Annotated in this window: 4 protein-coding genes; 1 reads left to right on the forward strand and 3 read right to left on the reverse strand. The window is 57.9% G+C overall.

Features of this window, described 5'->3' with window-relative positions; translation table 11 throughout:
- Positions 1–197 (forward strand): integrase core domain-containing protein (locus ACXRVY_RS17960; RefSeq protein ID WP_457265921.1); only part of this gene is annotated, 197 nt, incomplete at its 5' end.
- 69 nt (positions 198–266) lie between these two features.
- On the opposite strand, the gene ACXRVY_RS17965 is transcribed toward ACXRVY_RS17960, so the two are convergent.
- The 3 genes from ACXRVY_RS17965 to ACXRVY_RS17975 all read right to left on the reverse strand — a co-directional run bounded on the left by ACXRVY_RS17965 (position 267) and on the right by ACXRVY_RS17975 (position 4,248).
- The gene (locus ACXRVY_RS17965; RefSeq protein ID WP_223462315.1) at positions 267–1,193 is read right to left on the reverse strand and encodes a 1-aminocyclopropane-1-carboxylate deaminase/D-cysteine desulfhydrase; all 927 of its coding nucleotides are present in this window, start codon (positions 1,191–1,193) and stop codon (positions 267–269) included.
- 100 nt (positions 1,194–1,293) lie between these two features.
- On the reverse strand, positions 1,294–3,333 hold the full coding sequence (locus tag ACXRVY_RS17970) for an oxidoreductase (protein WP_458237897.1): 2,040 nt from the start codon (positions 3,331–3,333) through the stop codon (positions 1,294–1,296).
- Positions 3,334–3,600: 267 nt separating this feature from the next.
- Entirely contained in the window at positions 3,601–4,248 is a 648-nt protein-coding gene (locus tag ACXRVY_RS17975; RefSeq protein ID WP_223462317.1) for a hypothetical protein, read from the reverse strand.
- Between the last annotated feature and the right edge of the window lie 266 nt (positions 4,249–4,514).

The following is a 4,514-nucleotide window of genomic DNA, read 5'->3' on the forward strand; positions in this document are numbered from 1 at the left end:
GTGAGTGCTGGGATAACGCCCCGATGGAGCGTTTCTTTGGGAGCCTTAAATCAGAGTGGGTGCCAGAAGATGGCTACAACTCTGAGCATGAAGCCCGCATAGACGTGCAACGCTACGTGATGCGTTACAACAACGTCAGGCTCCATAGCTACAACGGCTATCGTTCACCGGTAGCTATGGAAAAACTGGCGGCATGAAAACCGTAACTGGTGTCCAAAATTAGTTGACCAGTTCAAGCTCGCTCCCACATTGGTTTTCGGTGACTTTCAGGTTTGTGAATTGAACCCCCTTTGCCCCTGCAAGCCGCCCGTGTGGACGAAGATCAGCCGCGTGCCCCGGGTGAACTTGCCCGTGGCGACTTGTTGCTTGAGGGCCATGAGTGCCTTGCCGGTGTACAGCGGTTCCAGGGGAATGCCGCTGGCCTGTTCGGTCTTCTCGATGAACTCGATCAGCAGCGGATCGACCTTGGCAAAACCGCCGCGACTGGCCTCGACCAGTTCATATACCGCATCGATCAGACCCGCTTCCTGCACGATCCGTTCGACCTGCTGCGCCACCCCATGATCGCCTGGCACCGCCAGCGCACCGTAAACCGGATGATCCCCCGCTTCGGCCAGCACCAGGCCCGCCAGGGTCGTACCGGTTCCACAGGCCAGCCACCAGGCGTCATAGTCACTCCAGCCCAATCCTTCCAGTTGCGCGCAAACGCTGGCCCGCAGTTGCATGCAACCCAGGGCGCCAGGCAAACCGCCTCCCCCTTCAGGCACCGGATGCAACGTCGGGTAGCGGGTTTGCCAGGGTTGCCAGAAACCCGCTTCATGCCTCGCTCGATAGCCTGCGTAACCCAGCCAGTGCAACTGCATGCCGAACGCCTGCAAGTCTTTGACCGTCGGAGTTTCCTGAGGGTGCCCGCGCAACAGGCCAACGGTGGCAAAGCCGAAACGCTTGCCCGCCGCCGCCAACGCGTGGAGGTGATTGGAGTGCGCTCCACCCAGGCTGATGAGGCCTTCGGCACCAACACGGTCGGCGGTCTTCAAGTGTTCGATGAGTTTGAACCATTTGTTGCCGCTGATCAGCGGGTCGATCTGGTCCAGACGCAGGATTGCCACTTCGATGTCGGCGTGGGTGAGCCAGTCGAGGTGGAGGAGTTCGAGGGGGGCTTTAGGAAGCCAGTTGTCTGGAAGAGAAAGCATGATGCCGGATCTTTGGAAAGACCCGGCATCTTAGCAGCTGACTTGTGGTGAGGAGGCAAGCACCTCACCACAGGTTTTGTGAACAGCCTGATTAGCTGGATTACAACTGCGCCGCCAATCGCGAACCCTGATTGATCGCCCGCTTGGCATCCAGCTCTGCCGCGACATCCGCGCCGCCGATCAGGTGCACACTCTGCCCCGCCGACACCAGACCGYCATGCAATTCGCGCAGCGGATCCTGACCGGCGCAAATCACGATGTTGTCCACTGGCAGCACCTGCGGCTCTCCGCTGTCGCCGATGCGGATGTGCAGGCCTTCGTCGTCGATCTTCAGGTATTCAACGCTGTTGAGCATCTGTACCTGCTTGTTCTTCAGACCGGTGCGATGAATCCAGCCGGTGGTCTTGCCCAGGCCGTCACCGACCTTGGATGTCTTGCGTTGCAGCAGGAACACCTCGCGTGCCGGCGCATGGGGCGCAGCCTTGATACCGGCAACACCACCGCGTGCCTCAAGGTGCGCATCGATGCCCCATTCCTTCCAGAACGCGGCACGATCCTGACTGGTGGCGACGCCTTCATGCACAAGGAACTCGGAGACGTCGAAACCGATACCACCGGCACCAATCACCGCGACGCGCTTGCCGACCGGTTTGCGCTCCAGGATCACGTCCAGGTAGCTCAGCACCTTGGCGTTTTCCACCCCCGGAATGGCCGGCACGCGCGGCGCAATGCCGGTGGCCAGAATGATCTCGTCGTAGCCGCCTTCGACCAGTCTGGCCACGTCGACGCGGGTGTTCAGGCACACCTCGACGTTGGTGGTCTGCAACTTGCGGTTGAAGTAGCGAATGGTCTCAAAGAACTCTTCCTTGCCCGGAACACGCTTGGCGATGTTGAACTGACCGCCGATTTCGCTGGCCGAATCGAATAGCGTCACCTGATGGCCACGCTCGGCGGCCACGGTCGCGGCGGACAAACCGGCCGGGCCGGCACCGACCACGGCGATTTTCTTCAGCTGCTGCACGGGCAGGTAATTGAGTTCGGTTTCGTGGCAGGCACGCGGATTGACCAGGCAACTGGTCAGCTTGCCGCCGAAGGTGTGATCGAGGCAGGCCTGGTTACAACCGATGCAGGTGTTGATTTCATCGGCGCGACCTGCAGCGGCCTTGTTGACGAAATCCGGGTCGGCGAGGAACGGCCGCGCCATGGACACCATGTCGGCATCACCCTCGGCCAGGATCTGCTCGGCCACTTGCGGCGTGTTGATGCGGTTGGTGGTGATCAGCGGAATATTGACCGAACCCCGCAGTTTGGCCGTGACCTTGCTGAAGGCCGCGCGCGGCACTTTGGTGGCGATGGTTGGAATCCGCGCTTCGTGCCAGCCGACACCAGTGTTGATGATGGTCGCACCGGCCTGCTCGATGGCCTTGGCCAGTTGCACGATCTCGTCCCAGGTGCTGCCGCCTTCGACCAGGTCAAGCATCGACAGACGGAAAATAATGATGAAGTTCGGGCCGACCGCTTCACGCACGCGACGGACGATTTCCACCGGCAGGCGCATGCGGTTTTCATAGCTGCCGCCCCAGCGGTCGGTACGGTGGTTGGTGTGGGCGGCGAGGAACTGGTTGATGAAGTAGCCTTCCGAACCCATGATTTCCACACCGTCGTACTCGGCGGTTTGTGCCAGTACCGAACAGGTGACGAAATCGCTGATCTGCTTCTCGATGCCCTCCTCGTCCAGCTCCCTGGGCTTGAACGGGTTGATCGGCGCCTGGATCGCGCTCGGCGCAACCTGTTTCGGGCTGTAGGCATAGCGACCCGCGTGGAGGATCTGCATGCAGATCTTGCCGCCTGCCTCGTGCACGGCACGGGTGACGATACGGTGCTTGAGCGCCYCTTCTTCGGTGGTCAGCTTGGCCGCGCCGGAATACACGCCGCCTTCATCGTTCGGGCCGATACCGCCAGTGACCATCAGGCCGACACCGCCACGGGCACGTTCGGCAAAGTACGCCGCCATGCGCTCGAAACCACCCGGTTTCTCTTCAAGGCCAGTGTGCATCGACCCCATGAGGGTGCGATTGCGCAGTGTGGTGAAACCCAGGTCCAGCGGAGCCAACAGGTGCGGGTATTGAGCGGCGGTCATCGGTAACTCCACATCGAGCGATCACGGAAAGTGCAGGAGCTCTATGGCCCCCATCAGTCATGTTCGACAGACTAAGAGTCGCGCCGCTGGTGCTCAATGACCGTAACTGACAACTTATTGATCGAAATGAGCAGGAGCATTAGGCAAACGGGAATGACTCAAAACAAAAACGACCTTGCGGTGCAGGTCCGGGTTGAAACCTGCACCATGAAGGTCGCCATCTTTCGGACTCGGGACAAGCCCGCAGGATTTACGCGCATGACCGGCTTAGCATGCGCTTGCGACAATCCCCTGAGGCGCAACGTAGTCGTCCTGTTTTTTCGCTCGCTGAGTCAGCACCAGCATCGTCAGGAATCCGAGCACAATCAGTACCGGATAAGCCATCAACAGTTCGGAAAGGGAATACTTCCAGGCCAATGGGCGCCCGACACCCAGCATGGCGGCATACATCCAGGACACTGCCGACAATGAGCCGCAGGCCAACGCCAGCATCCGTGCACTGAATCCGAGATTGAGCAACGAGCCTGCCTTCTGCAGGGCCGGCAGTACCATACGATGCAACAAGACACCGTTGTAACTCAGCAACGCTACAATAATGACTTTGGCTTGAAGCTTTGGATTCATGAAGTAATCGAGACCTTTGTCCAGGTAATCAATACCGACGACAGCGACACCCGTTACCCACAGTGCTATCAGTGCAACAACGACTGACTTTTGAAGACTTTCCATGTGAGCATTATCATGCTCAGTGACTACTTTGCGCCTTAACAGGTCTTTAACCATAGCGACATCACTGGTCAATACCAAACCAATGGCCACACAACACGCCACCAAGTGAACGTAAATAACCCCCAGACGAAAAAACTCCAGAAATTCTTTATTTTCCAGCAGACTCATTATTGTATTTATCGCCACGGTATTTTCTCCACCTTATTCGACAGTACAGATCGACTACTTGACAGGTTTTTTACTTATTAAAAATCCTGTGCGACCTTACTTCTAAAAGATAAGCCAAATCATGGACTCGGCACTGTTAACCTCATTGACCCGCTCGGCAAATCAATGACCGGTTTGTTTATCACCTCCCTGAGTTTCAGATAAAACCCCCCATTTGCATTCACTGCTTTTGAGATTCAACTTCCACTTCTTTTTGCGATTTCAGGGGCAGGTCATGACTGACG

The organism is Pseudomonas sp. P5_A2_2 (assembly GCF_054177685.1).